At 64.2% G+C, this 25,767-nt stretch carries 32 protein-coding genes and 1 tRNA gene; 26 read left to right on the forward strand and 7 right to left on the reverse strand.

What is annotated here, in order from left to right:
• Positions 1-83: 83 nt before the first annotated feature.
• The 5 genes from ACOQFS_RS21625 to ACOQFS_RS21645 form a co-directional block, all read right to left on the reverse strand.
• Complete coding sequence (locus ACOQFS_RS21625) at positions 84-797, reverse strand: ABC transporter ATP-binding protein (RefSeq protein WP_421564873.1); 714 nt, start codon at positions 795-797, stop codon at positions 84-86.
• Entirely contained in the window at positions 794-1,588 is a 795-nt protein-coding gene (locus ACOQFS_RS21630) for an ABC transporter ATP-binding protein (protein ID WP_421564874.1), read from the reverse strand. Before ACOQFS_RS21630 ends, ACOQFS_RS21625 begins: the two co-directional genes overlap by 4 nt.
• The gene (locus tag ACOQFS_RS21635) at positions 1,585-2,472 is read right to left on the reverse strand and encodes a branched-chain amino acid ABC transporter permease (protein ID WP_421564875.1); all 888 of its coding nucleotides are present in this window, start codon (positions 2,470-2,472) and stop codon (positions 1,585-1,587) included. The genes ACOQFS_RS21630 and ACOQFS_RS21635 overlap by 4 nt, the downstream gene beginning before the upstream one ends.
• Positions 2,465-3,358 (reverse strand): branched-chain amino acid ABC transporter permease, encoded by an 894-nt coding sequence (locus tag ACOQFS_RS21640; protein ID WP_421564876.1) that lies wholly within the window; start codon positions 3,356-3,358, stop codon positions 2,465-2,467. The genes ACOQFS_RS21635 and ACOQFS_RS21640 overlap by 8 nt, the downstream gene beginning before the upstream one ends.
• Positions 3,359-3,554: 196 nt before the next feature.
• Positions 3,555-4,667, reverse strand: coding sequence for an ABC transporter substrate-binding protein (locus ACOQFS_RS21645; RefSeq protein ID WP_421564877.1), 1,113 nt, complete (start codon positions 4,665-4,667; stop codon positions 3,555-3,557).
• A gap of 253 nt (positions 4,668-4,920) precedes the next feature.
• On the opposite strand from ACOQFS_RS21645, the gene ACOQFS_RS21650 reads away from it, so the two are divergent.
• Positions 4,921-5,619, forward strand: coding sequence for a GntR family transcriptional regulator (locus ACOQFS_RS21650; protein ID WP_421564878.1), 699 nt, complete (start codon positions 4,921-4,923; stop codon positions 5,617-5,619).
• A gap of 260 nt (positions 5,620-5,879) precedes the next feature.
• Here ACOQFS_RS21650 and glpK read toward each other — a convergent pair whose 3' ends face one another.
• Positions 5,880-7,388 carry a glycerol kinase GlpK gene (gene glpK / locus ACOQFS_RS21655; RefSeq protein ID WP_421564879.1) on the reverse strand — a complete coding sequence of 503 codons (1,509 nt, stop codon included), beginning with the start codon at positions 7,386-7,388 and terminating at the stop codon, positions 5,880-5,882.
• Positions 7,389-7,409: 21 nt separating this feature from the next.
• A complete protein-coding gene (locus ACOQFS_RS21660; protein WP_421564880.1) occupies positions 7,410-8,174 on the reverse strand; it encodes a DeoR/GlpR family DNA-binding transcription regulator in 765 nt (254 codons plus the stop codon).
• Positions 8,175-8,396: 222 nt separating this feature from the next.
• Here ACOQFS_RS21660 and ACOQFS_RS21665 point away from each other — a divergent pair, with 222 nt between their 5' ends.
• From ACOQFS_RS21665 to ACOQFS_RS21785, 25 genes are all read left to right on the forward strand, one after another.
• Entirely contained in the window at positions 8,397-9,485 is a 1,089-nt protein-coding gene (locus ACOQFS_RS21665; RefSeq protein WP_421564881.1) for an ABC transporter ATP-binding protein, read from the forward strand.
• A gap of 1 nt (position 9,486) precedes the next feature.
• Positions 9,487-10,584, forward strand: a complete 1,098-nt coding sequence (locus ACOQFS_RS21670) for an ABC transporter ATP-binding protein (protein WP_421564882.1) — start codon at positions 9,487-9,489, stop codon at positions 10,582-10,584.
• Entirely contained in the window at positions 10,581-11,474 is an 894-nt protein-coding gene (locus ACOQFS_RS21675; protein WP_421564883.1) for a carbohydrate ABC transporter permease, read from the forward strand. The genes ACOQFS_RS21670 and ACOQFS_RS21675 overlap by 4 nt, the downstream gene beginning before the upstream one ends.
• On the forward strand, positions 11,467-12,279 hold the full coding sequence (locus ACOQFS_RS21680; RefSeq protein ID WP_421564884.1) for a carbohydrate ABC transporter permease: 813 nt from the start codon (positions 11,467-11,469) through the stop codon (positions 12,277-12,279). The genes ACOQFS_RS21675 and ACOQFS_RS21680 overlap by 8 nt, the downstream gene beginning before the upstream one ends.
• Before the next feature lie 150 nt (positions 12,280-12,429).
• A complete protein-coding gene (locus ACOQFS_RS21685; RefSeq protein ID WP_421564885.1) occupies positions 12,430-12,738 on the forward strand; it encodes a DUF2160 domain-containing protein in 309 nt (102 codons plus the stop codon).
• Between the two features lie 215 nt (positions 12,739-12,953).
• Positions 12,954-14,687 carry an ABC transporter substrate-binding protein gene (locus tag ACOQFS_RS21690; protein ID WP_421564886.1) on the forward strand — a complete coding sequence of 578 codons (1,734 nt, stop codon included), beginning with the start codon at positions 12,954-12,956 and terminating at the stop codon, positions 14,685-14,687.
• Positions 14,688-14,881: 194 nt separating this feature from the next.
• Positions 14,882-16,474 (forward strand): FAD-dependent oxidoreductase, encoded by a 1,593-nt coding sequence (locus ACOQFS_RS21695; protein ID WP_421564887.1) that lies wholly within the window; start codon positions 14,882-14,884, stop codon positions 16,472-16,474.
• Positions 16,475-16,689: 215 nt separating this feature from the next.
• Complete coding sequence (rplN, locus tag ACOQFS_RS21700; protein WP_007861702.1) at positions 16,690-17,058, forward strand: 50S ribosomal protein L14; 369 nt, start codon at positions 16,690-16,692, stop codon at positions 17,056-17,058.
• A gap of 9 nt (positions 17,059-17,067) precedes the next feature.
• A complete protein-coding gene (rplX, locus tag ACOQFS_RS21705) occupies positions 17,068-17,388 on the forward strand; it encodes a 50S ribosomal protein L24 (RefSeq protein WP_008906524.1) in 321 nt (106 codons plus the stop codon).
• A 9-nt stretch (positions 17,389-17,397) separates the two neighbouring features.
• Positions 17,398-17,937, forward strand: coding sequence for a 50S ribosomal protein L5 (gene rplE / locus ACOQFS_RS21710; RefSeq protein WP_005793632.1), 540 nt, complete (start codon positions 17,398-17,400; stop codon positions 17,935-17,937).
• Between the two features lie 8 nt (positions 17,938-17,945).
• The gene (rpsN, locus tag ACOQFS_RS21715; RefSeq protein ID WP_005793633.1) at positions 17,946-18,251 is read left to right on the forward strand and encodes a 30S ribosomal protein S14; all 306 of its coding nucleotides are present in this window, start codon (positions 17,946-17,948) and stop codon (positions 18,249-18,251) included.
• A gap of 20 nt (positions 18,252-18,271) precedes the next feature.
• A complete protein-coding gene (gene rpsH / locus ACOQFS_RS21720) occupies positions 18,272-18,667 on the forward strand; it encodes a 30S ribosomal protein S8 (RefSeq protein ID WP_409829465.1) in 396 nt (131 codons plus the stop codon).
• 24 nt (positions 18,668-18,691) lie between these two features.
• Positions 18,692-19,225: a 50S ribosomal protein L6 gene (rplF, locus tag ACOQFS_RS21725; protein WP_421564888.1), complete on the forward strand. Its 534-nt coding sequence runs from the start codon at positions 18,692-18,694 to the stop codon at positions 19,223-19,225.
• An 11-nt stretch (positions 19,226-19,236) separates the two neighbouring features.
• Positions 19,237-19,602: a 50S ribosomal protein L18 gene (rplR, locus tag ACOQFS_RS21730; protein ID WP_005793639.1), complete on the forward strand. Its 366-nt coding sequence runs from the start codon at positions 19,237-19,239 to the stop codon at positions 19,600-19,602.
• A gap of 17 nt (positions 19,603-19,619) precedes the next feature.
• Positions 19,620-20,138 (forward strand): 30S ribosomal protein S5, encoded by a 519-nt coding sequence (rpsE, locus tag ACOQFS_RS21735; RefSeq protein WP_184860263.1) that lies wholly within the window; start codon positions 19,620-19,622, stop codon positions 20,136-20,138.
• A gap of 11 nt (positions 20,139-20,149) precedes the next feature.
• Entirely contained in the window at positions 20,150-20,332 is a 183-nt protein-coding gene (gene rpmD / locus ACOQFS_RS21740) for a 50S ribosomal protein L30 (RefSeq protein ID WP_291489369.1), read from the forward strand.
• A gap of 10 nt (positions 20,333-20,342) precedes the next feature.
• Complete coding sequence (rplO, locus tag ACOQFS_RS21745; protein WP_421564889.1) at positions 20,343-20,774, forward strand: 50S ribosomal protein L15; 432 nt, start codon at positions 20,343-20,345, stop codon at positions 20,772-20,774.
• A 24-nt stretch (positions 20,775-20,798) separates the two neighbouring features.
• Complete coding sequence (gene secY / locus ACOQFS_RS21750) at positions 20,799-22,118, forward strand: preprotein translocase subunit SecY (protein WP_421564890.1); 1,320 nt, start codon at positions 20,799-20,801, stop codon at positions 22,116-22,118.
• A gap of 138 nt (positions 22,119-22,256) precedes the next feature.
• Positions 22,257-22,370, forward strand: a complete 114-nt coding sequence (gene rpmJ, locus ACOQFS_RS21755) for a 50S ribosomal protein L36 (protein WP_005793651.1) — start codon at positions 22,257-22,259, stop codon at positions 22,368-22,370.
• Between the two features lie 23 nt (positions 22,371-22,393).
• Positions 22,394-22,759, forward strand: a complete 366-nt coding sequence (rpsM, locus tag ACOQFS_RS21760; protein ID WP_008906516.1) for a 30S ribosomal protein S13 — start codon at positions 22,394-22,396, stop codon at positions 22,757-22,759.
• Positions 22,760-22,777: 18 nt separating this feature from the next.
• Positions 22,778-23,182 (forward strand): 30S ribosomal protein S11, encoded by a 405-nt coding sequence (rpsK, locus tag ACOQFS_RS21765; RefSeq protein WP_409829451.1) that lies wholly within the window; start codon positions 22,778-22,780, stop codon positions 23,180-23,182.
• A gap of 91 nt (positions 23,183-23,273) precedes the next feature.
• Positions 23,274-23,897, forward strand: a complete 624-nt coding sequence (gene rpsD / locus ACOQFS_RS21770) for a 30S ribosomal protein S4 (protein WP_409829448.1) — start codon at positions 23,274-23,276, stop codon at positions 23,895-23,897.
• Between the two features lie 114 nt (positions 23,898-24,011).
• A complete protein-coding gene (locus ACOQFS_RS21775; RefSeq protein ID WP_421564891.1) occupies positions 24,012-25,004 on the forward strand; it encodes a DNA-directed RNA polymerase subunit alpha in 993 nt (330 codons plus the stop codon).
• A gap of 172 nt (positions 25,005-25,176) precedes the next feature.
• The gene (gene rplQ, locus ACOQFS_RS21780; RefSeq protein WP_063462385.1) at positions 25,177-25,569 is read left to right on the forward strand and encodes a 50S ribosomal protein L17; all 393 of its coding nucleotides are present in this window, start codon (positions 25,177-25,179) and stop codon (positions 25,567-25,569) included.
• A gap of 22 nt (positions 25,570-25,591) precedes the next feature.
• A tRNA-Met gene (locus tag ACOQFS_RS21785) sits at positions 25,592-25,668 on the forward strand.
• The last annotated feature ends 99 nt before the right edge of the window (positions 25,669-25,767 follow it).

Raw genomic sequence — 25,767 nt, forward strand, 5'->3', positions numbered from 1 at the left:
CCTGGATCGCGGTGAGGAAGAAAACGGGCCCCGGCGGGGTCACGGCGCGGTGCGCGCCCCAGGCATCTGCGTGGGGTGTGGGTTCATCGGCCGCCCAGGTAGAGCTCGCGCACCTGGTCGTCCTGCAGCAGCTCGTGCGCGCGGCCGGTCAGGGCCACCGCGCCCATCGAGAGCACGTAGGCCCGGTCGGATATGCGCAGCGCCTCCATGGCGTTCTGCTCCACCATCAGAACCGTCACGCGCTCCTGGTCGCGCACGCGCACGATGGCGTCGAACACCTCGTGCAGCACCTTGGGCGACAGGCCCGCCGAGGGTTCGTCCAGCAGCAGGATGCCCGGCCGGGGCATCAGCGCGCGCGCCAGGGCCAGGATCTGCCGCTCGCCGCCCGACATGGAAGCCGCGCGCGCGTCAAACTTTGTGCCCAGAATGGGGTAGAGCGTGCACAGCTCTTCCATGCGCCGGGCGCAGTCGGCCTTGGCCATGGCGTGGCCGCCCACCTGCAGGTTCTCGCGGATGGTGAGCGCGCTGAACACGTTCTCGGTCTGCGGCACAAAGCCCAGGCCCGTGTGGCGGATCTTGCGGTGCACGGGAACCTGCGACACGTCCTGCCCGCGCAGCGCAACCCGCCCGCTGCGCGGCAGCAGAAAGCCCGCAATGGTTTTGAGCAGCGTGCTCTTGCCGCAGCCGTTGGGGCCCAGCAGGGTGACGATCTCGGACTCCTGCACATGCAGCGTCATGCCGCGCAGGATGTCGATCTCGGCCGTGTACCCGGCCACCACGTTGTCGATGTCGATCATGGCGAAGCCGTCTCCAGAGGTTTGGCGCCTGCCGAGCCCAGGTAGGCCTGCAGCACGCGTTCGTTGCTCGCCAGCTCGTCGGGGCGGCAGCTGGCCACGATGTGGCCGCGGTCCAGCACCACGCAGCGGGTGCACACGTCGCGGATGAAGTGCATGTCGTGTTCCACGATCACCAGCGTCATGCCCTGCGCGTTCAGGCGCTGCAGGGCGGCCACGATGTCGCGGCGCAGGTTGGGGTGCACCCCGGCCGTGGGCTCGTCCAGCAGCAGCATGCGGGGCTCGGCCATCAGCGCGCAGACGATGCCCAAAAGCTTCTTCTGCCCGCCCGAGAGGGCCGACGCGGGCAGGTCGCGCACGGGGGTGAGCAGCAACTCGCCCAGCAGGTGGGCGGCCTTGTCGCGCGCGGCCTTTTCGGTGGCCCGGGCGCCGGCCGTGCCCAGCAGCGTGCCCCACACGCCGTGGTGCGCGGTGGCGGCGGCCATGGCCACCTCCATCACCGACATCTTGGTGGGCATGGACGGCAGCTGGAAGGTGCGCGCCATGCCGGTCTGCACGATGCGGTGCGCGGGCAGGCGGTCGATGCGCTGGCCGCTGAAATGCACGCTGCCCGCGTCGGCGGCCGTGAAGCCGGTGATGACGTTCAGCAGCGTGCTCTTGCCCGAGCCGTTGGGGCCGAGCAGGCCCACAATTTCGCCTGCGGCGATCTGCAGGCTCACGTCTTCGAGCACGCGGTTGCCGCCAAAGGCCTTGGCGGCCGAGCGGACGTCGAGGAATGCGGGGGTGAGTGTCATGGGATCTTCCGCAGCTTTTCGGGAACAAGGCCCTGGCTGCGCCACAGCAGGCAGGCCAGGAGGATGGCGCCGATCAGGCCCAGGCGCAGCGCGCCGGCCAGGTCGGAGCTGAAGTGGAAATAGTCCTTGGCGAAGGGCACGAGCGCATAGGCCGCCTGCACCAGCACCACGCCCACCAGCACGCCGGCCGTGTTGCCCAGGCCGCCGATCATCACCATGGTCCACAGCAGAAAGGTTTCGGAGGCGACCATGTAGTCCGGCCCCGCAAAGCTCATGTAGTGCGCATACAGCGAGCCGCCCAGGGCCGTCACGGCCGCACCGGCCATGATGGCGTGCGACTTGAGCTGGCGCAGGTCGTAGCCCATGCACACGGCCAGCTGGGGCTCTTCGCGCATCAGGCGCAGGGCGCGGCCGAAGCGGCCGTTGGCCAGCCGCCGCGCCAGCAGCGCGAACACCGCCAGCACCGCCAGCACCACGGCCAGAAAGGCCAGCGCGCTGAAGGGCCTCTCCAGCCCGTCGAACAGCGAGGGCAGGCCCGCGATGCCGTTGGCGCCGCCGGTCAGCCAGTCCTCGTTGGTGGCGATGGTGCGCAGGATCTCGGCAATGGCCAGGGTGGCGATGCCCCAGTAGTCGGAGCCCAGCTGGCGCCCCAGGCGGGCAATGCCCGCGCCCAGCAGCATGGCGGCCAGCACGCCGCAGGCCGCCCCGGCGGCGGGCGACCAGCCGGCCTGGATGGCGATGCCCGTGCCGTAGGCGCCGATGCCCGCAAACGCGATGTGCCCGAAATTGAGCAGCCCCGAAACGCCGGCCTGCAGGTTCAGGCCCAGCGCCATGAGGCCGTAGATGCCGGCAATGGTGAGAGTGGCAACCAAGAAATCAAACACGGCGCACCTCCCGGTCGAACAGGCCGTAGGGCTTGAACAGCAGCGCCAGCAGCAGGATGAGGAACGAGCCCGCGCTGATGTACGACACCGGCAGGAAGGCGATGGGCTGGCCCAGCAGGGGGCCGAAGTTGAGGTTGGTGACCAGCGTCTCGGTCAGCGCGATCAACAGCGCGCCCAGCACCGCGCCCAGCGGGTTGCCCAGCCCGCCCAGGATGGCGGCGGCAAACACCGGCAGCAGCAGGTCGTGCCCCAGGTTGATGTGCGCGCCGGTCGACAGCGCCAGCACGCTGCCGCCCAGCCCGGCAATCGCGCCGCTGGCGAAGTTGACCAGGCGCGTGATGCCTTCGGCGTTCAGGCCCGAGGCGGCGGCCAGCGCCGGGTTGGTGGACAGGGCCCGCATGGCGCGCCCCGTGCGGGTGAAGAACAAGAGCAGCGTGAACAGCACCAGCAGCACCGCCGTGGTGGCCATGGCGGCCACCTGCGTGTGCGACAGGCGCACGCCGCCCACCAGCAGCGGCTCGGTGATGGGCAGGTTGAACATGCGCGGGAACGAGCCCGCAAAGCCCTGCGCACAGGCCACCACCAGCATGGCCACGGCCAGCGAGCCGATCATGGTGATGGCCGGGCCCGCGCGCAGCAGGCGTCGAAACACCAGCAGGTGCAGCACCAAGGTGAGCAGGCCGGTGAGCAGGCAGGCGATGAGGATAGCCAGGGGCAGCGGCAGGCCCAGGGTGAAGAAGGCGTAGGTGGCGTAGGCCCCCAGCATGGCGTACTGCACATGCGCGATGTTGGGAAACTTGACCAGGCCGTAGACGGTGCTCAGGCCCAGCGCAATGAGCGCGAGGTCCGAGGCACGCAACAGCGTGTCAAAGAGCAGTTGGAGCATGGCAGGAGACGTTTGCTATTGAATGAGTAGCTGTTTGCGCTTGTCAGATAAGCGCTGAAGGCCGATTTGGCTGGAAACTGGCGCGGCCCAGGCCAGGGCCGCCGAGCCAGGGCCGCCCCGCAGCGAGGGCTGCGTCCCCCCTTTCATGGCAAAGCCGAGGAAAGGGGGAAGGCGGCGAAGGCGAGTCAGTGGGATGTCACCGAGGAACAACCTTCCCGTCGAACTTCAGCTTGGCGTAGGGCGGGTCGATGCGCTGGCGGTCGGCATCGAAGGCGATGGGGCCGGTCACGCCCACATAGCCGCCCTTGCCGATCTCCTTGAGCGCGGCCTGCACGGCGGCGGTGTCGGTGGACTTGGCCTTGTTCATGGCGGCGGCGGTCATCATCACGGCGTCATAGGCGTAGCCGGTGTACGAGGTCTTCATGCCCTCCTTGTGGCGGGCGGCGAACGCGTCGGCATAGGCCTTGCCGGCCGCGCCGTAGACGCTGCCCACCTCCATGCCCAGCTGGCCCTTGGCGATCTCGGCCGGGGTGTCGGACAGGCTCATCGAGATCAGGATCGCGTAGAACGGCTTGGCGCGCAGGCCCAGCTCCATGGCCTCGCGGTTGATCACGGCCGACTCCTGGCCGTAGGCGGTGTAGATGTAGGCGTCGGGGTTGCTGCGCGACATCTGCTGCAACTCGCGGCGGTAGGTGGACTGGCCGGCGGTGTAGAGCACCTCGGTCACGATCTTGCCGCCGAGCTTTTCAAACTCCTGCTTGAAGCCATGCACCACGCCCTGGCCGTAGGCGTTGTTGGGCGCAATCATGGCCACGCTGCGGTAGCCGAGGTCCCACACGTCCTTGGACGAGAACTGGTTGCCCTTGTCTTCCAGCCCGATCAGGTTGAACGAGGTGGCGCCCAGGTCCTTGATCTTGATGCTGGTGCTGGCGATGTTGATGTGGGCCACGCCCTCCTTCACCAGGTATTGCGCCATGGGCAGGGTGATGCCCGAGGAATATTCGCCGATCACCACCGGCACCTTGTCCACGCTCACCAGCTTGCGCGCGGCGTTCAAGGCGGTGGTGGCGTTGCCGCCCGAGTCTTCCACGATGACGTTGAACTTCTTGCCCAGCACGCCGCCGTCGGCATTGACCTTGTCCACCGCCAGGGCCACGGCGCGGCGCACGTCCTCGCCCACGGTGGCGTTGGCGCCGGTGAGCGACAGCACGGCGCCCATGTTGATCGTTTCCTGCGCAAAGGCAGGCAGCGTGGCGGTGGCGCCCAGTGCCAGGGCGGCAGCGGACAAATGGCGGCGGGTCAGAAGCATGGCAACTCCAGGGTTGAGGACAAAAAAAGGAACAACACAGCGCCCGGAGGCGCCAGGGTTTGTACGGAGGCTTCTTCCGCAGACACCGAATTTGTATCCGAGTATTGCAGAATTGGATCCAAGTTTATGCAATTGGATCCAATATGGCAATGCCGGTAGTCCAATGCACCCGAAAAATTGGTGCTGCGCGGATTTCCCGAGCCCTGGAGATCAGGGTTAACCCGTGGCGCCGTTCTGATCCAATACCTTTCCCATGAGAGCCCGTTCTCCTTCGTCCCCCTCGGCCACGCAGGCCCTGCACCAGACCATCCGCGAGGTTTTGCGCAACGAAATCCTGAGCGGCAAGCTCCAGGCCGGCCACCAGCTGCGCCAGGACGCGCTGGCCGAGCGGTTCAGCGCCAGCCGCATTCCCGTGCGCGAGGCGCTGCGGCAGCTGGAGTCCGAGGGGCTGGTGGTGCACCACCTCAACCGGGGTGCGGTGGTGGCGGGCATGAACGTGCAGCAGCTGTGCGAGCTGCTCGACATCCGCGTGGCGCTGGAATGCCATGCCGCGCGGCTGGCCGTGCCCAACATGGTGGAGCGCGACTTCGAGGCGATGGACCGCATCCTGACCGCGTACGCGGCGTCCGACGCGGTGGGCGAGTGGGCCGAATACAACCGGCAGTTCCACCTGGCGCTGTCAGCGCCCGCCAACAACGGGCGGCTGCGCCGGCTGATCGAGGAGTACTGCCTGAACACCGACCGCTACACCCACGTGGCCATGTCCGAAGCCACCGGCCGCGACAAGCCCATGGAAGAGCACTACGCCCTGCTGGCCGCGTGCCGCGCGCGCGATGTGGATCGGGTGGTGCGGCTGCTGGAGGAGCACATCAACCACACCCGCAAGGAGCTGCTGGCCACGGCCCGCAGCCAGCAGGCGCAGGCCGACCTGCCTGTGGTCGAACTAAGCTGAGCCTGCTACCAGCTGGTTTCAAGCAAAATCGGGCTGCAGCGCTTGATTTATAAGCGCTTTATGCTATGAAAAATGTAGCTTCCTGACTTTTGGTTCAGGTGTTCACGGTGCTGCGTACCACCCCGCGCTACATGAAGCGGGCGCGGCCCAGGCCAGGGCAGCCAAGCAAGGGCCGCCCCGCAGCGAGGGCTGCGTCCCCCTGCCCGCAGCGCGAGCGTTGCGAGAGCGGGGGGAAGCCGCGAAGCGGCTCAGGGGGGTGTTCACTTCAACCCAGCGTCGGGCGCCGTGGCCTGGCGCACGGCGTGTTCCCAGCGGGCCATCTGCGCCTGGGCGCGGTCGCGGCTCAGCGTGGGCAGAAAGCGCCGCTCGGCCAGCCAGAGTTCCGACAGGTCGGCCGTGCTGCCGTAGACGCCGCACGACAGCCCCGCCAGGTAGGCCGCGCCCAGGGCCGTGGTTTCGACCACGGCCGGGCGCACCACGGGGATGCCGAGCAGGTCGGCCTGGAACTGCATGAGCAGGTCGTTCACGCAGGCGCCGCCGTCCACGCGCAGTTCGCTCACCGGCGCGCCGCCGGCCGCCACGGCGTCGCGGCCCATTGCCTGCAGCAGGGCGGCGCTCTGGAAGGCAATGCTCTCCAGCGCCGCGCGGGCGATGTGGGCGATGGTGCTGCCGCGCGTGAGGCCGGTGATGGTGCCGCGCGCCTCGGGCTTCCAGTAGGGCGCGCCCAGGCCGGTGAAGGCGGGCACCATCATCACGCCGCCCGAATCCGGCACGCTTTCGGCCAGCGACTGCACCTCGCTGCTGGTGTTGATGGCGCGCAGGCCGTCGCGCAGCCACTGCACCACGGCGCCGCCCACAAACACCGAGCCTTCCATGGCGAACTCGGGGGTCGCCGAGGCCTGCGCCGCGCTGGTGGTCAGCAGGCCGTTCTTGCTGGTCTGGAAGGTTTGGCCGGTGTGCATCAGCATGAAGCAGCCCGTGCCATAAGTGTTCTTGGCCATACCGGCCGTGAAGCAGGCCTGGCCGAACAGGGCGCTCTGCTGGTCGCCCGCGACGCCGCCCACGGGAATGGCCTGGCCCAGCAGCTCGGGCGCGATGTCGCAGAAATGGCTGCTGGACGGCTGCACCTGCGGCATCAGCGATCGGGGAACGCGCAGCAGCGCCAGCAGCTCATCGTCCCACTGGTTGGTGTGCACGTTGAACAGCATGGTGCGGGCGGCGTTGCTCACGTCCGTCACGTGCACCTGGCCGTGGGTGAGCTGCCACATCAGCCAGCTGTCCACGGTGCCAAAGGCCAGCTCGCCGCGCTCTGCCGCGTCGCGCGCGCCGGGCACGTTGTCGAGCAGCCACTGCAGCTTGGTGCCCGAGAAGTACGCGTCGATCAGCAGCCCGGTCTTGGCCTGGATGGTGGGGCCGTGGCCCTGCTCGCGCAGCCGGGCGCAGGCGGGCTCGGCGCGGCGGTCCTGCCAGACGATGGCGTGGTGCACGGGTTGGCCGGTCTTGCGGTTCCACAGCACGGTGGTTTCGCGCTGGTTGGTGATGCCCACGGCGCGCACGCTGCTGGCGGTGATGCCGGCCTTGTGCAGCGCCTCGCGCGCGGTGGCCAGCTGGGTGCGCCAGATCTCCATCGGGTCGTGCTCCACCCAGCCGGGTTGGGGGTAGATCTGCGGCAGCTCGCGCTGGGCCAGGGCCACGATGTGGCCGCGTTCGTCGAACACGATGCTGCGGGAACTGGAGGTGCCTTGGTCGAGTGCGAGCAGGTAGGTCATGGGGACAAAGGATAGGGGAAGCTACTGGGCCACGGTGCAGAGGACGCCCGCGTCCTGCAGCAGTGCGGGAAAGGGCTCGGGCGGCGGCGCATCCGTGAACAGGCGGCCGATCTGGCCCAGCGTCGCCAATTGCACCATTGCCGGGCGGTTGAACTTGCTGTGGTCGGCGGCCAGCCACACCTCGCGCGACTGCGCGATGATGGTTTGCGCCACCTTCACCTCGCGGTAGTCGAAGTCGCGCAGCGAGCCGTCGGGCTCGATGCCGGAGATGCCGATGAGCGCGATGTCCACCCGGAACTGGCGGATGAAGTCCACCGCCGCCTCGCCCACGATGCCGCGGTCGCGCGCGCGCACCACGCCCCCGGCCACGATCACCTCGCACTCGGGGTTGCTGCAGAGGATGGCGGCCACGTTCAGGTTGTTGGTGATCACGCGCAGGCCCCGGTGGTGCAGCAGCGCCTTGGCAATGGCCTCGGTGGTGGTGCCGATGTTCAGGATCAGCGAACAGTCGTTGGGCACCTGCTGCGCCACGGCGCGCGCAATGCGCGCCTTGCCTTCGGCGTTCAGGATCTCGCGCTGGGTGTGGGCCAGGTTCTCGACGGTGGAGCTGGGCACGCGCACGCCGCCATGAAAGCGGGTGAGCAGACCCGATTCGGCCAGCCGCTGCACGTCGCGGCGCACCGTCTGCAGGGTCACGCCCAGCGTGTCGGCCAGTTGTTCCACCGTGGCGGACTTGCGCGCACGCACCTCCTCCAGCAGCAGCAGTTGTCGGGGATTCGTATTCACGCGTATTAATTCTTTGGGGGTGGCAACTACTTTAATTCGAACAAAAAGGAACTGACTAAGGGTAAACGGCAATTCAAAACGATCACAAAAATACAAAAATGATCGCAATCGAAAAACGAGAGGGCTGAATGCGAACGCGGCACGAAGGAGTCCGCGCAGACCGTTCGGCAGGCATTTTCCAGACTTCAATTCGCCCGGGGGGCGACACAGAAAGGTTGCGTGATGCAGCTGGCACTGGACAGCATCAGCAAAAAGGTGGGGGCGCAGACCTGGCTCTACGACATGAGCCTGTCGCTGCACAGCGGCGCCGTCACGGTGCTGCTGGGCGCGACCCAGGCGGGCAAGACCAGCCTCATGCGCATCATGGCGGGGCTGGATGTGCCTACGGCCGGTGCCGTGATGGTGGACGGCGTGGATGTGACCGGCATGCCCGTGCGCGAACGCAACGTGGCCATGGTGTACCAGCAGTTCATCAACTACCCATCGATGAAGGTGGCGGCCAACATCGCCTCGCCGCTGAAGCTGCGCGGCGAGAAGAACATCGACGCCCAGGTGCGCGAGATCGCGTCCCGCCTGCACATCGACATGTTCCTCGACCGCTACCCGGCCGAACTGTCGGGCGGGCAGCAGCAGCGCGTGGCGCTGGCGCGTGCGCTGGCCAAGGGCGCCCCGCTGATGCTGCTGGATGAGCCCCTGGTGAACCTCGACTACAAGCTGCGCGAAGAATTGCGCGAAGAACTGACGCAGCTGTTTTCCACCGGCCAGTCCACCGTGGTGTATGCCACCACCGAGCCGGGCGAGGCGCTGCTGCTGGGCGGCTACACGGCGGTGCTGCACGAAGGGCGGCTGCTGCAGTACGGCCCCACGGCCGAGGTGTTCCACGTACCCAATTCGCTGCACGTGGCGCGCGCCTTCAGCGACCCGCCGATGAATCTGGTGGCCGCCACGGTCGTGCCCGGCGGGGTGCAACTGCCCGGCGGCGCGGTGCTCTCTATGGCGCTGCCGCAGCACACGCCAGCGGGCGGCGTCACGCTGGGCATCCGCGCCAGCGCGCTGCGCGAGCAGGCGCGCGAGGGCGATGTGAGCGTGAGCGGGCGGGTGGAGCTGGCCGAGATCTCGGGCTCCGACACCTTCGTGCACGTGGCCTCGCCCTGGGGCGAGCTGGTGGCGCAGCTCACCGGCGTGCATTACTTTGAACTGGGCGCACCGCTGGCGCTGCACCTCGACCCGGAGCAGGCCTACGTGTTTGGCGCCGACGACCGGCTGGTGCGGGCGCCCGAGCGCCCCCTGGCTGCACAAGGAGGCCGCTGAGATGGCACGCATCAGTCTGGATCTCGCGCATTCGTACAAGCGGGAGCCGCAGCAGGACAGCGACTACGCCCTGCTGCCGCTGAAGATGGAGTTCGAGGACGGCGGCGCCTACGCGCTGCTGGGCCCCTCGGGCTGCGGCAAGACCACCATGCTCAACATCATGTCGGGCCTGCTCGTGCCTTCGCACGGCAAGGTGCTGTTTGACGGGCGCGACGTGACGCACGCGAGCCCGCAGGACCGCAACATCGCCCAGGTGTTCCAGTTTCCGGTGATCTACGACACCATGACCGTGGCCGAGAACCTGGCGTTTCCGCTCAAGAACCGCAAGGTGCCCGAGGCGCAGATCAAGGAGCGCGTGGGCGCCATCGCCGAGATGCTGGAGATGAGCCACCAGCTGAACATGCGCGCCGCCGGCCTGTCGGCCGACCAGAAGCAGAAGATCTCGCTGGGCCGGGGCCTGGTGCGCTCGGACGTGGCGGCCGTGCTGTTCGACGAACCGCTCACGGTGATCGACCCGCACCTGAAGTGGCAGCTGCGGCGCAAGCTCAAGCAGATTCACCACGAGCTCAAACTCACGCTGATCTATGTGACCCATGACCAGGTCGAGGCGCTGACCTTTGCCGACCAGGTGGTGGTGATGGCGCGCGGCAAGGCTGTGCAGGTCGGCTCCGCCGATGCGCTGTTCGAGCGGCCGCAGCACACCTTCGTGGGGCATTTCATCGGCTCGCCGGGCATGAATTTTCTGCCTGCGCAGTCGCAGGGTGGCAGGCTGGAGGTGGCCGGTCACGCCCTGGCCAGCCCCCTGGGCCAGACCCTGCCCGACGGCGCGCTCAAGGTCGGCATCCGGCCCGAATACCTGGCGCTGGCCGAGCCGCAGCAGGCCGGGGCGCTGCCGGCCACCGTGGTGCAGGTGCAGGACATCGGCACCTATCTGATGCTGACCGCCAAGGTGGGCGAGCATCTGATCAAGGCGCGCTTCGCCCCCGAAACCCGGCTGCCGTCGGCGGGCGATACGGCGTGGCTGCAGGTGCTGGACACCCACACCTGCTTCTACCAGAACGAACAGCTGCTGACGCTGCCTGCGGAGGTCGCCCCATGAGCGCTACGACCAAACCCGTGAACCAGAAGGCCTGGTTCCTGATCCTGCCCGTGATCCTGTGCGTGGCCTTCTCGGCCATCCTGCCGCTGATGACGGTGGTGAACTATTCGGTGCAGGACATCATCAGCCCCGAGCGCCGCGTGTTCGTGGGCACCGAGTGGTTTGCCGCCGTGATGCGCGACGAAGAGCTGCATTCGGCGCTGTGGCGCCAGCTCACGTTCTCGCTGGCGGTGCTGGCGGTGGAGATTCCGCTGGGCATCCTGCTCGCGCTGGCCATGCCTGCGCAGGGCTGGAAGTCGTCGGCCGTGCTGGTGGTGGTGGCGCTGTCGCTGCTGATTCCATGGAACGTGGTGGGCACCATCTGGCAGATCTACGGCCGCGCCGACATCGGCCTGATGGGCCGTGTGCTGCAGGAGCTGGGCATCGACTACAGCTACACCGGCGACGCCACGCAGGCGTGGCTCACGGTGCTGCTGATGGACGTGTGGCACTGGACGCCGCTGGTGGCGCTGCTGGCGTTTGCCGGGCTGCGCTCCATCCCTGACGCCTACTACCAGGCGGCGCGCATCGACGGCGCGAGCAAGTTCGCGGTGTTCCGCTACATCCAGCTGCCCAAGATGCGCGGTGTGCTGATGATTGCGGTGCTGCTGCGCTTCATGGACAGCTTCATGATCTACACCGAGCCCTTCGTGCTGACGGGCGGCGGGCCGGGCAATGCCACCACCTTCCTGAGCCAGTACCTCACGCAGAAGGCCGTGGGCCAGTTCGACCTGGGGCCCGCCGCAGCGTTCTCGCTGATCTATTTCTTCATCATCCTGCTGCTGTGCTTCATCCTCTACAACTGGATGCAGCGCGTGGGCACCGCCGAGAAGGAGGGTGGCCATGAATAAGCCCCGCTTCCAGAAACGCACGCTGTTCCTCATTGCGTACCTGATCTTTGCCGTGTTGCCCATCTACTGGATGGTCAACATGAGCTTTAAGACCAACGACGAGATCCTGTCGAGCTTCTCGCTGTGGCCGCAGGACTTCACCTGGGACAACTACAAGACCATCTTCACCGATGCGTCGTGGTACTCGGGGTACATCAACAGCCTGATCTATGTGGCCATCAACACGGTGATCTCGCTCACCGTGGCGCTGCCGGCGGCCTATGCGTTCAGCCGCTACCAGTTCCTGGGCGACAAGCACGTGTTCTTCTGGCTGCTGACCAACCGCATGACGCCGCCGGCCGTGTTTTTGCTGCCGTTCTTCCAGCTCTACACCACCGTGGGGCTGATGGACACGCACATCGCCGTGGCGCTGGCGCACCTCTTGTTCAACGTGCCGCTGGCGGTGTGGATTCTGGAAGGCTTCATGAGCGGCATCCCGCGCGAGATCGACGAGACGGCGTACATCGACGGCTATAGCTTCCCGCGCTTCTTCGTGACCATCTTCCTGCCGCTCATCAAGGCCGGCGTGGGCGTGGCGGCGTTCTTCTGCTTCATGTTCAGCTGGGTCGAATTGCTGCTGGCCCGCACGCTGACCAGCGTGAACGCCAAGCCCATCGTGGCCACGATGACGCGCACCGTGAGTGCGAGCGGCATGGACTGGGCCACGCTGGCGGCGGCCGGCGTGCTCACCATCGTGCCCGGCGCCATCGTGATCTGGTTTGTGCGGCACTACATCGCGAAGGGCTTCGCGATGGGCAGAGTGTGATGCACCCCCTGAGTCGCCTTCGGCGCCTTCCCCCTCCAGGGGGACGACACCCTCGCTGCGGGGCGGCCCTTGCTGGGTGTCTCGCGCCTGGCCAGTTTTCTGCGTTTTCGGCACATCAGGCCGAGATGTCTACGGAAAGGAATGTGTCAAATGTTTAACTGGATGGCCTGGACAGTGCCGGTGGCCGTGTTCTTTGTGTGCATCGTGCTGATGCTCATCGGCATGACAGTGTGGGAGATCAAGTCGCCCACCACGCTGCGCAAGGGCTTTCTGCCCCTGGAGACCACGCGCGGCGACCGGCTTTTCATCGGCCTGCTGTCGGCGGCCTATGTGAACCTGATCTTTGTGGGCATCAGCGGCAAGCTGGCCCAGTGGCTCAGCCTGGAGTCGGAGCCGACGATCTGGATCAGCTTTGTGCTGTCGATGGCGCTGCTGGCGTTGATCCTGCGCAAAGGCTGATTCAGACAGAGACTAATGCTATGAAAAACATAGCTGAAAGCCTATGCTGGATAAGCGGTTAAGGCAAAAAATTATCCATATCGGCGGCCCTTGAGGCCGGGGAGCGCCACCCACGCGCCGCCACGCACCCGTTCGCAGGATTTTCCAGCGCCAGCCCTATTTCCCCCGGGGCCGGTGTCGTTCCACCCAAGGGGGTTCCATCTGAGGAGACAGCAATGAAGATGCAGTTCAAGGCGATCGCTTTCGCCGCCGCGGCCCTTGCAATGGGGCAGGCTGCCTGGGCCGGCGAGGCCGAGGCCAAGAAGTGGATCGACAGTGAGTTCCAGCCCTCCACGCTCAGCAAAGACCAGCAGATGGCCGAGATGAAGTGGTTCATCGACGCGGCCAAGAAGCTGCAGGCCAAGGGCGTGAAGGAGATCTCGGTGGTGTCCGAAACCATCACCACGCACGAATACGAGTCCAAGACCCTGGCCAAGGCGTTCGAGGAGATCACCGGCATCAAGGTGAAGCACGACCTGATCCAGGAAGGCGACGTGGTCGAGAAGCTGCAGACGTCCATGCAGTCGGGCAAGTCCATCTATGACGGCTGGATCTCGGACTCGGACCTGATCGGCACGCACTACCGCTACGGCAAGATCCTGAACCTGACCGACTACATGACGGGCAACGGCAAGGAGTGGACCAACCCCGGCATCGACATCAAGGACTACATCGGCACCAAGTTCACGACAGCGCCCGACGGCAAGCTGTACCAGCTGCCCGACCAGCAGTTCGCCAACCTGTACTGGTTCCGTGCCGACCTGTTCGAGCGCAAGGACATCAAGGACAAGTTCAAGGCCAAATACGGCTATGACCTGGGCGTGCCGCTGAACTGGAGCGCCTACGAGGACATCGCCGAGTTCTTCACGAATGACGTGAAGCAGATCGACGGCAAGCCGATTTACGGCCACATGGACTACGGCAAGAAGGACCCGTCGCTGGGTTGGCGCTTCACCGATGCCTGGCTGTCCATGGCCGGCACGGCCGACATCGGCGCGCCCAATGGCCTGCCGATCGACGAATGGGGCATCCGCGTGGCCGACGACAAGTGCACGCCGGTGGGCGCCAGCGTGGCCCGTGGCGGCGCGACCAACTCGCCTGCCGCCGTCTACGCGCTCACCAAGTACGTGGACTGGATGAAGAAGTACGCGCCCAAGGAAGCCACGGGCATGACCTTCGGCGAAGCCGGCCCCGTGCCTGCCCAGGGCCAGATCGCGCAGCAGATCTTCTGGTACACCGCCTTCACCGCCGACATGACCAAGCCCGGCCTGCCCGTGGTGAACGCCGATGGCACGCCCAAGTGGCGCATGGCCCCTGGCCCCAACGGTCCCTACTGGAAGCAGGGCATGCAAAACGGCTACCAGGACGTGGGCAGCTGGACCTTCTTCAAGGACCACGACGCCAACAAGACCGCAGCCGCCTGGCTGTACGCCCAGTTCGTGACGGCCAAGACCACCTCGCTCAAGAAGACCCTGGTGGGCCTGACGCCGATCCGCGAAAGCGACATCCAGTCCAAGGCCATGACGGACGCCGCGCCCAAGCTCGGCGGCCTGGTCGAGTTCTACCGCAGCCCCGCCCGCGTGGCCTGGTCGCCCACCGGCACCAACGTGCCCGACTACCCCAAGCTGGCCCAGCTGTGGTGGAAGAACGTGGCCCAGGCCGTGACGGGTGAAAAGACGCCCCAGGGTGCGATGGACACGCTCGCCGACGAAATGGACCAGGTGATGGCCCGCCTGGAGCGCGCCGGCATGGCCCACTGCGCGCCCAAGCTCAACCCCAAGAGCGATCCCAACAAGTGGCTGAGCGACAAGCAGGCCCCCTGGAAGAAGCTGGCCAATGAAAAGCCGAAGGGTGAAACCATCGACTACAACAAGCTGCTGCAGGCCTGGAAGGACGGCAAGGTCCGCTAAGCACCTCTTGGCGAACCCGACTGTCTTTGTGTGACGGTACGTCTGGCAGCCCGGGCCCACAAGGTTCCTGGCTGCCTTTTTCGCTCCATACCGCCCCGCAGCCTTGGGCTTCGGGGCATGGATCACATCCCGGAGAAGTCAAGAATTTAAGGGTAAACCCTTAAATTGCTGCTCCGCCCATGGACAATTCCCCCATGACCCCTGCTATTGCTCCCCTCCCGACCCGGCGCGCCGACCTGCTGGCCCGCCTCGCGCAGCCCCACACCTATGACCTTGCCGTGATCGGCGGGGGGGCGACGGGGCTGGGGGTGGCTCTGGATGCGGCCGCGCGCGGCTTCAGCGTGGTTCTGGTGGATTCCCACGACTTTGCCAAGGGCACTTCCTCGCGGGCCACCAAGCTCGTGCATGGCGGCGTCCGCTACCTGGCCCAGGGCAACATCGCCCTGGTGCGCGAGGCTTTGCACGAGCGCACCACCCTGCTGAACAACGCGCCCCATCTGGCGCAACCCCTGCCCTTTGTCATGCCGTCGTACCACGTGTGGGAAACCCCGTTCTACGGCATCGGCCTCAAGATGTACGACGCGCTGGCCGGCAAGGCGGGCCTCGGGGCCACCGAGTTTCTGGGCCGCGCCCGCACCCTGCAATGCCTGCCCACCGCCCGTACCGAAGGGCTCAAGGGCGGCGTCAAATACTGGGACGGCCAGTTCGACGACGCACGCCTGGCCCTGGCCCTGGCACGCACCGCCGCCGTCCGGGGCGCCCTGCTGGTCAACTACTGCCCGGCGCGCGCACTCATCCATGAAGCGGGCAAGGTGGTCGGCCTGGTGTGCGAGGACGAAGCCACCGGCCAGCAGTTCCAGGTGCGCGCCCGTGCCGTGGTGAACGCGACCGGCGTGTGGGTGGACACCCTGCGCCAGATGGACGGCGAGGCCATCGGCCGGCCCGTGAAGCCCATCGTGGCCCCGAGCCAGGGCGTGCACATCGTGGTGGACCGCGAGTTCCTGCCGTCCGACCACGCGCTGATGGTGCCCAAGACCGCCGACGGGCGCGTGCTGTTTGCGGTGCCATGGCTGGGCAAGCTCATCCTTGGCACCACCGACAGCCCCCGCCAGGACATCGTGCGCGAACCGGCGCCCTTTGCCGAAGAGGTGCGCTTCATCCTCGGAGAATCCGCCCGCTACCTGACCCGCGCCCCCCAGGTGGAAGACATCCGCAGCATCTGGGTGGGCCTGCGCCCCCTGGTCAAGCCGCAGGACGACGATGGCGACAACACCAAGAAGATCAGCCGCGAGCACACGGTGCTGGCGAGCAAGAGCGGCCTCGTCACCGTGACGGGCGGCAAATGGACCACCTACCGCGCGATGGCGGAAGATGTGTTGCAAAAATGCTTCAGCGCCGGGTTGCTGGCGCAGAAGCCGGCGGGCGTCACCAATGCCCTGCGCCTGGCGGGCGCGCCCGAGGGCGCGGTGCAGCACCGCATCAGCGACGCGCCAGGGCTGCACTCCTATGGCAGCGAGGCTGCGGTGGTCGGCGCGCTGCCCGGGGCGGATGTGCACCTGGGCGGCGGCCTCACGGAGGCCATGGTGCGCTTTGCCGCGCGCCATGAATACGCGCGCACGGTGGAAGATGTGCTGGCCCGGCGCTCGCGCCTGCTGTTTCTCGATGCGCGCGAAGCGATCTCCATCGCGCCCAGGGTGGCCGCCATCCTGGCCGAGGAAGCCGGGTGCGACCCCCAGCTGGACGCATTCCTGGCTCTGGCTCAGCAGTACCTGCACGTACCGGCATGAGTGCGTGCAAGCCGGGCACACGAGACACTTGACCTCGCAAAAGCTTTTTGCAATAATCGAGGGCTTCGCGTTTCAAGCGTGAAGTTTCTGCCCAGCGGGAAGTGCTGCAAATGGTTTGCAGCGCGGACGACGGGCCCAAGACTGACTGGCTGATCTGCAGCCCTTGAGAGGTTCTCTGGGGCTGTTGTCTTCTGGTGCAAGTTGGGAATATTGAAATGATCCAGACAGAATCTCGGTTAGAGGTTGCCGACAACACCGGCGCCAAGTCCGTCCTTTGCATCAAGGTGCTGGGTGGCTCGAAGCGTCGCTATGCAAGCGTTGGCGACATCATCAAGGTGAGCATCAAGGAAGCTGCTCCACGTGGCCGCGTCAAAAAAGGCGAGGTTTACAGCGCAGTGGTCGTTCGCACCGCGAAGGGTATTCGCCGCGGCGACGGTTCGCTCGTCAAATTCGATGGCAACGCAGCCGTGTTGCTGAATGCAAAGTTGGAGCCCATCGGCACCCGCATCTTTGGACCCGTGACGCGTGAACTGCGTACCGAGAAGTTCATGAAGATCGTGTCCCTGGCTCCTGAAGTTCTCTAAGGACGCGCCATGAACAAGATTCGCAAGGGCGACGAAGTCATCGTGCTGACCGGCCGTGACAAGGGCAAGCGTGGCACGGTGTCGCTGCGCAAGGATGACTCCCACCTCGTCATCGACGGCATCAACCTGGTCAAGAAGCACGCCAAGCCAAACCCCATGAAGGGCACGACCGGCGGCATCATCGAAAAGGCCATGCCGATTCACCAGTCCAACGTGGCCATCTTCAATGCCGCGACCGGCAAGGCTGATCGCGTGGGCATCAAGGTGCAGGCTGACGGCACGCGCGTTCGCGTGTTCAAGTCCAGCGGCGCTGAAATCAAGGCGGCCTAAGGGGTAAACATGGCACGACTCCAAGAAATTTACCGCGACAAGATCGCTCCCGAACTGACCAAGCAGTTCGGCTACACCTCGCCCATGCAGGTCCCTCGTCTGACCAAGATCACGCTGAACATGGGCGTGAGCGAGGCAGTCTCGGACAAGAAGGTGATGGACAACGCCGTGGCCGACCTGACCAAGATCGCTGGTCAGAAGCCCGTGGTGACCAAGGCCAAAAAGGCTATCGCCGGTTTCAAGATCCGCGAAGGCCAGGCCATCGGTTGCATGGTCACGCTGCGCGGCGTGCAGATGTATGAGTTCCTGGACCGTTTCGTGACCGTGGCTCTGCCCCGCGTCCGTGACTTCCGTGGTATCTCCGGCCGCGCTTTCGACGGCCGCGGCAACTACAACATCGGCGTCAAAGAGCAGATCATCTTCCCTGAAATTGAGTACGACAAGGTCGACGCACTGCGCGGTCTCAATATCAGCATCACCACGACGGCCAAGTCCGATGAAGAAGCCAAGGCGCTTCTCGCCGGTTTCCGTTTCCCCTTCAAGAACTGAGGCAGGGTATGGCTAAAGTAGCTTTGATCCAGCGCGAACTGAAGCGCGAAAAACTGGCCGCCAAGTACGCCGCCAAGTACGCGGAACTGAAGGCAATCGCCGGTGATGCCAAGCGCAGCGACGAAGAGCGCGACGCAGCCCGCCTGGGCCTGCAGAAGCTCCCGCGCAATGCAAACCCCACGCGTCAGCGCAACCGTTGCGAAATCACCGGTCGTCCACGCGGCACCTTCCGTCAATTCGGTCTGGCCCGCGCCAAGATCCGTGAACTGGCTTTTGCAGGCGACATCCCCGGTGTCACCAAGGCCAGCTGGTAAGCAGGCAGGAGAGATTAAACATGAGCATGAGTGATCCCATCGCTGACTTGCTGACCCGCATCCGTAACGCACAGATGGTCTCCAAGGCCACGGTGCTGGTGCCTTCTTCCAAGGTGAAGGTTGCCATCGCACAGGTGCTGAAGGACGAAGGCTATATCGACGGCTTCCAGGTCAAGACCGAAGCCGGCAAGTCCGAACTCGAAATCGCCCTGAAGTATTACGCAGGCCGCCCCGTGATTGAGCGCATCGAGCGCGTCAGCCGCCCTGGCCTGCGTGTGTACAAGGGCCACGATTCCATCCCCCAGGTCATGAATGGTCTGGGTGTGGCCATCGTCACGACCCCCAAGGGCGTGATGACCGACCGCAAGGCGCGCGCAACCGGTGTCGGTGGCGAAGTGCTGTGCTACGTGGCCTGACCGCGGCATTGAGGAGAAACTGAAATGTCCCGAGTAGGAAAAATGCCCGTGACCATCCCCGCAGGTGTGGATGTGTCCGTCAAGAGCGACCAGATCTCCGTCAAGGGTTCTGGTGGCACGCTGTCGCTCGCCCAGAACGCGCTGGTGAAGGTCTCCAGCAACGACGGCAAGCTGAACTTCGAGCCCGCGAACGACTCCCGTGAAGCCAATGCCATGAGCGGCACGATCCGCCAGCTGGTGAACAACATGGTAGTTGGAGTGAGCAAGGGCTTCGAGAAGAAGCTGAGCCTGGTCGGCGTGGGCTACAAGGCCGCCGCATCCGGCGCCAAGCTCAACCTGGCTGTCGGTTATTCGCACCCGGTCAACATCGAAATGCCCGCCGGCATCACGGTGGCCACCCCCACGCCCACGGAAGTGGTGATCAAGGGTGCCGACCGTCAGCGCGTCGGTCAGATTGCTGCCGAGATCCGTGCTGTTCGTCCCCCCGAGCCTTACAAGGGCAAGGGCATCCGTTATGCGGACGAAAAGATCACGATCAAAGAGACCAAGAAGAAATAAGGAGCTGCAACATGTTGACCAAGAAAGAGCAGCGTCTTCGTCGTTCGCGCCAGACCCGTATCCGCATTGCACAGCAAGGCGTGGCCCGTCTGACCGTGAACCGCACGAACCTCCATATCTACGCCAGCGTGATTTCCGGCGACGGCAGCAAGGTGCTTGCAAGCGCATCCACCGCAGAAGCCGACGTGCGCAAGTCCCTCGGCGGCTCGGGCAAGGGTGGCAATGCCGCTGCAGCCCAGATCATCGGCAAGCGCATCGCTGAAAAGGCGAAGGCTGCCGGCGTCGAGAAGGTTGCATTCGATCGCGCAGGTTTCGCCTACCACGGTCGCGTCAAGGCCCTGGCCGACGCAGCTCGTGAAGCCGGCCTGCAGTTCTAATCGGAGCGGAATACAAAATGGCTAAATTTCAACCCAAAGTGCAAGACGAAGGTCGTGACGACGGTCTGCGCGAAAAAATGATCGCGGTCAACCGCGTGACCAAAGTCGTGAAGGGTGGCCGTATTCTCGGTTTCGCCGCACTGACGGTGGTTGGCGACGGTGATGGCCGCGTGGGCATGGGCAAGGGCAAGTCCAAGGAAGTGCCCGCCGCCGTGCAAAAGGCAATGGAAGAAGCGCGTCGCAACATGGTCAAGGTGTCGCTCAAGAACGGCACCATTCACCACAATGTGACCGGTCACCACGGTGCTGCCGTCGTGATGATGGCTCCCGCTCCCAAGGGTACCGGCATCATTGCCGGCGGCCCGATGCGCGCCGTCTTTGAAGTGCTGGGCGTGACCGATATCGTGGCCAAGAGCCATGGTTCGTCCAACCCCTACAACATGGTCCGCGCCACGTTCGACGCGCTGGTGAATTCCACCACGCCCGCACAAGTGGCAGCCAAGCGCGGCAAAACGGTCGAAGACATCTTCGCCTGATTGGAGCTGTTATGACTACGCAACAAACCGTCAAGATTCAATTGGTGCGCAGCCCCATTGGCACCAAGGAATCGCACCGCGCCACCGTCCGTGGCCTGGGCCTGCGCAAGCTCAACAGCGTGAGCGAGCTGAAGGACACGCCCGAAGTGCGCGGCATGATTAACAAGATCAGCTACCTGGTCAAAATCGTCTGAGAGATAGATCATGGAACTCAATAGCATCAAGCCCGCCGACGGCGCCAAGCATGCCAAGCGCCGCGTAGGCCGTGGTATCGGCTCCGGCCTGGGCAAGACCGCTGGCCGTGGTCACAAGGGTCAGAAGTCGCGCTCCGGTGGCTACCACAAGGTCGGCTTTGAAGGCGGTCAAATGCCTCTGCAACGCCGTCTGCCCAAGCGTGGCTTCAAGTCGCACCTGCTCAAGTTCAACGCTGAAGTGACGCTGACTGCGCTCGAGCAGCTTGGCCTGGCCGAAGTCGACGTGCTGGCTCTGAAGCAAGCGGGTGTCGTGGGCGAACTGGCCAAGGTGGTCAAGGTCATCAAGAGCGGTGCGCTCACCAAGGCTGTCAAGCTGAGCGGCATCGGTGCCACGGCTGGCGCCAAGGCTGCCATCGAGGCTGCCGGCGGCAGCGTCGCCTGAGTGTGACTCCGAAGGAAGGCATCTGTGGCTACTAGCGCGGCTCAAATCGCAAAGACCGGCAAGTTTGGCGACCTGCGTCGCCGACTGGTTTTTCTGTTGCTTGCGCTGGTCGTGTACCGCATCGGAGCTCACATTCCGGTGCCCGGGATCGATCCAGCCCAGCTTCAGCAGCTGTTCAGTGGCCAGCAAGGCGGCATCCTGAACCTGTTCAACATGTTCTCGGGTGGAGCGCTGTCGCGCTTCACGGTGTTTGCTCTGGGGATCATGCCGTACATCTCGGCGTCGATCATCATGCAGCTGATGACCTACGTGGTGCCCACGTTCGAACAGTTGAAAAAGGAAGGCGAAGCCGGTCGCAGGAAGATCACGCAGTACACCCGCTACGGTACGCTGGGCCTGGCACTGTTCCAGTCGCTGGGCATTGCTGTGGCGCTGGAGAGCTCTGCGGGTCTGGTGCTGAGCCCGGGCTTTGGTTTTCGGATGACGGCTGTGGTCAGCCTGACGGCCGGAACGATGTTTCTGATGTGGCTCGGCGAGCAGATCACCGAACGCGGTCTGGGCAATGGCATCTCGATCCTGATCTTCGCCGGCATTGCCGCGGGGCTGCCAAGCTCCATCGGTGGCCTGCTGGAGCTGGTTCGCACCGGTGCGATGAGCATCCTGGCAGCCATCTTCATCGTGCTGGTGGTGGGTCTGGTGACTTACTTCGTGGTCTTTGTAGAGCGTGGCCAGCGCAAGATCCTGGTGAACTATGCGCGCCGTCAGGTCGGCAACAAGGTGTATGGCGGGCAATCGTCGCACCTGCCGCTCAAGCTGAACATGGCGGGTGTGATTCCTCCGATCTTCGCTTCGTCGATCATTCTGCTGCCGGCCACGGTGGTGAACTGGTTCAGTGCCGGTGAATCGATGCGCTGGCTGAAGGACATCTCTGGTGCGCTGACTCCTGGTCAGCCCATTTATGTGATGTTCTACGCCGCAGCGATCATCTTCTTCTGTTTCTTTTACACGGCGTTGGTGTTCAACAGCCGTGAAACGGCAGACAACCTGAAGAAGAGCGGTGCGTTCATTCCCGGGATTCGTCCTGGTGACCAGACGGCACGGTACATCGACAAGATTCTGGTTCGATTGACCTTGGCAGGTGCTGTGTACATCACCTTCGTCTGCCTGCTGCCCGAGTTCCTCATCCTGAAGTACAACGTTCCGTTTTACTTTGGTGGAACGTCTCTGCTGATCATTGTGGTGGTGACCATGGATTTCATGGCACAGGTCCAGAACTACATGATGTCGCAGCAGTACGAGTCCCTGCTCAAGAAAGCCAATTTCAAGGGCAGTGCGGGCGGGTGACAAAACGGAAGGGCATGCGCTTCGGCAACATGCTCTGCAAGGCTGGATATCGTTAGTTGGCGCCCCACGGTGTAGCGGGCACAAATTGTGTTCCGTGCAAGTCAGCCGGGACGGATGGAAAAGTTTTAGGAGAATGCAATGAGAGTTTCGGCTTCGGTCAAAAAAATCTGCCGCAACTGCAAGATCATCCGCCGCAAGGGTGTGGTGCGCGTGATCTGCACGGACCTGCGTCACAAGCAGCGCCAAGGTTGATTGGAAAGTATTAGAGGACGCATATGGCACGTATCGCTGGCATTAACATTCCGCCGCACAAGCACGCGGAAATCGGTTTGACCGCCATCTTTGGCATCGGTCGCACACGCGCTCGCAAGATCTGCGAAGCCACGGGTATCGCTTATTCCAAGAAGATCAAGGATCTGACGGACGGCGACCTGGAAAAAATTCGCGAGCAAATCGAGCAGTTCACTATCGAAGGTGACCTGCGCCGCGAAACCACGATGAACATCAAGCGCTTGATGGACATCGGCTGCTACCGTGGATTCCGCCATCGCCGCGGCCTGCCAATGCGTGGTCAGCGCACGCGTACCAATGCCCGCACTCGCAAGGGTCCGCGCAAGGGTGCCGCAGCACTGAAGAAATAAAGAGATTGAAAGATCAACATGGCTAAGTCTCCTGCAAACAACGCAGCGCAGCGCGTGCGCAAGAAGGTTCGGAAGAACGTTTCGGACGGCATCGCTCACGTGCACGCTTCGTTCAACAACACCATCATCACGATCACCGATCGCCAGGGCAACGCCCTGTCGTGGGCATCGTCGGGTGGTCAGGGTTTCAAGGGCTCGCGCAAGTCCACCCCCTTTGCTGCCCAGGTGGCATCTGAAGTGGCCGGCCGCGCAGCCATCGACCAAGGCATTAAGAACCTGGACGTCGAGATCAAGGGCCCCGGCCCTGGCCGCGAGTCTTCGGTGCGTGCCCTTGGCGCACTGGGTATCCGCATCACGTCCATCGCTGACGTGACTCCGGTGCCCCACAACGGCTGCCGCCCTCAAAAGCGTCGTCGTATCTAATTTTCTCTAAGCCCACCGCCGCCTGTGAACGCACCAGCGCCTCAGGCGGCTCCCGCAATGGTTTGCGGTAGATGACACAAAGGAAGCTCAAGTGGCACGTTACCTCGGCCCCAAGGCCAAACTCTCCCGCCGTGAAGGCACCGACCTGTTCCTGAAGAGCGCACGCCGCTCGATCGCTGACAAGTCCAAGTTCGATTCCAAGCCCGGTCAGCACGGTCGCACCTCCGGTGCTCGCACCTCCGACTACGGCCTGCAACTGCGCGAAAAGCAAAAAGTCAAGCGCATGTACGGCGTGCTGGAGAAGCAGTTCCGCCGCTACTTCGAAGCCGCAGATGGCAAAAAGGGCAACACCGGCGCGAACCTGCTGTTCCTGCTGGAGTCCCGCCTGGACAACGTGGTGTACCGCATGGGTTTCGGCTCTACCCGTGCTGAAGCTCGCCAGCTGGTGTCCCACAAGGCCATCACCGTGAACGGCAAGTCCGTGAACATCGCCTCGTACCTGGTCAAGGCCGGTGATGTGGTGGCTGTGCGCGAAAAGTCCAAGAAGCAGGCTCGCGTGGTCGAAGCGCTGCAGCTGGCAGCCCAAGTGGGCATGCCTGCCTGGGTGGAAGTGAATGCCGACAAGGCGGAAGGCATCTTCAAGAAGGTGCCGGACCGTGATGAGTTCGGTGCAGACATCAACGAATCGCTGATCGTTGAGTTGTACTCGCGCTAATCGCCGGTACTGAGTATTTCGAGAAAACCGTCCCTGAACCGCGAGGCATCGCGGTTTAGGCGCTTCACCAGCCTTACCGGTGTAACGAGCTGGGGGTATTGAGAGGAAGTCTGAATGCAAACCAATTTGCTGAAACCCAAGGCGATCAATGTCGAGCAGCTTGGCCACAACCGTGCCAAGGTCGCGCTGGAGCCGTTCGAGCGTGGCTATGGCCACACGCTGGGCAACGCCATTCGGCGCGTCCTGCTCTCGTCCATGGTGGGTTACGCAGCGACGGAAGTCACCATTGCCGGTGTTCTTCACGAGTACTCGTCCATCGATGGCGTGCAGGAAGATGTGGTCAACATCCTCCTGAACCTCAAGGGCGTTGTCTTCAAGCTCCACAACCGCGATGAAGTCACGTTGAGCCTGCGCAAGGACGGTGAGGGTGTGGTCACCGCCCGTGATATCCAGACCCCGCACGATGTCGAGATCGTGAATCCCGATCACGTGATCGCCACGCTGTCGGCGGGTGGCAAGCTGGACATGCAGATCAAGGTCGAAAAGGGTCGTGGCTACGTGCCTGGCAACATGCGCCGCTATGCCGACGAATCGACCAAGTCGATCGGCCGCATCGTGCTGGACGCATCGTTCTCTCCCGTCAAGCGCGTGAGCTACACCGTGGAGAGCGCCCGTGTGGAGCAGCGCACCGACCTCGACAAACTGGTGGTCGAGATCGAGACCAACGGCGCCATCACGGCTGAAGACGCCGTGCGTGCGTCGGCCAAGATCCTGGTGGAACAGCTCGCGGTGTTTGCGCAGCTGGAAGGCGGCGAGCTCGCAGCCTTCGACGCGCCTGCCGGTCCTCGTGGCAACGCCACGTTCGACCCGATCCTGCTGCGCCCGGTGGACGAGCTGGAATTGACCGTCCGTTCCGCCAACTGCCTGAAGGCCGAGAACATCTACTACATCGGCGATCTGATTCAGCGCACCGAGAACGAACTGCTCAAGACCCCGAACCTGGGCCGCAAGTCGCTCAACGAAATCAAGGAAGTCCTGGCCTCGCGAGGTCTCACGCTGGGCATGAAGCTCGAGAACTGGCCACCAGCTGGCCTGGACAAGCGCTAAGCTGCCGCCTTATAATCGTAGGCTTCCCCCATTCATGGGGCGCCCGGTTTCCAAGTCCCCCGCAAGGGGGACTTTTCGTTCTCAACGGCATGACGCCGAAGAGAACAGTGCCTCGGGAAGTACCTGACACGGCTACCCGATTTAATTACATAGACAGTAGAAGGAAAGCACCATGCGCCACGGACACGGCCTCCGCAAACTCAATCGCACCAGCTCGCACCGCCTCGCGATGCTGCAGAACATGATGAACTCGCTCATCGAGCACGAGGCCATCAAGACCACTGTTCCCAAGGCAAAGGAACTGCGCCGCGTGATCGAGCCCATGATCACCCTCGCCAAGGAAGACTCCGTTGCCAACCGCCGCCTGGCGTTCAACCGACTGCGCGACCGCGACAGCGTGACCAAGCTGTTCAATGACCTGGGCCCCCGTTTCAAGGTCCGTCCCGGTGGTTACACCCGCATTCTGAAGATGGGTTTCCGCGTGGGCGACAATGCACCCATGGCCCTGGTCGAGTTGGTCGATCGTGCTGCAGAAACCGAAAATAATTCGGCAGCAGCAGAATAATAGGGTATAATTTATTTCTTACCGCGCGATGGAGCAGTCTGGTAGCTCGTTGGGCTCATAACCCAAAGGTCGGAGGTTCAAATCCTTCTCGCGCAACCAAAATACAGCAGCTGACGTTGTTCAGCTCGTTCAAAACGCCCACGAAAGTGGGCGTTTTTGTTTGTGCGCCCGATTCACGTCGGGGCAAAAGGCACGGCA

Origin of the sequence: Paracidovorax sp. MALMAid1276 (assembly GCF_049198005.1) — a bacterium.
GTDB lineage: Bacteria > Pseudomonadota > Gammaproteobacteria > Burkholderiales > Burkholderiaceae_C > Acidovorax.